The sequence below is a fragment of the Paenibacillus sp. YAE3 genome (genome assembly GCF_057546105.1).
The window spans coordinates 1-522 of the sequence record NZ_BAAIYF010000063.1; the positions used below are offsets into that span (position 1 = coordinate 1).

The following is a 522-nucleotide window of genomic DNA, read 5'->3' on the forward strand; positions in this document are numbered from 1 at the left end:
ACGTGGCCTGGCGTACTGGGAGCGTTTGCATCAGATCATCCAGAAAGAACCGGTCAACGAACGGGATGCAGTCTAATTCTGAGACTATTCCTTTAATATCAGACAGTTACATGAATTTTATGCATCTAAATAGCTGATCTTTAAACGCCTTTGCGGGCCAATAAACATTGGCCCAAACACACCCATTTTGGGGAAGAAAACCCTACGCACATATCCTTTCTCCCGGCGTCCTGCCTACCTTATACCACTCCAAAACTCTACAGCTCGTCGCCGCAATCTCGCCCGTTCACATCGCCTCGATTACTTGATATCCAAACAGTAGCTATAAGGCGCACCCCGTGGACCCCCTCGACATCGAAGACACCAGTGATTGGCTTGGAAGCCCGGCCGAACTGGAAACCATCACCCATTACAAATTGATGCTGGAAAACGAAGTCCAGGAACTGACCCTGCAACTGCGTAAAGCACGGGAGGACATCTTCGGCTTGGTGGAGATGCATGGCGAAGCCTCCGTCGAGCGTG

At 50.6% G+C, this 522-nt stretch carries 1 protein-coding gene; it reads left to right on the forward strand.

What is annotated here, in order from left to right; all coding sequences use genetic code 11:
* Window positions 1-338: 338 nt before the first annotated feature.
* Window positions 339-522 (forward strand): hypothetical protein (locus tag AC27KL_RS28205; RefSeq protein WP_487171813.1); only part of this gene is annotated, 184 nt, incomplete at its 3' end.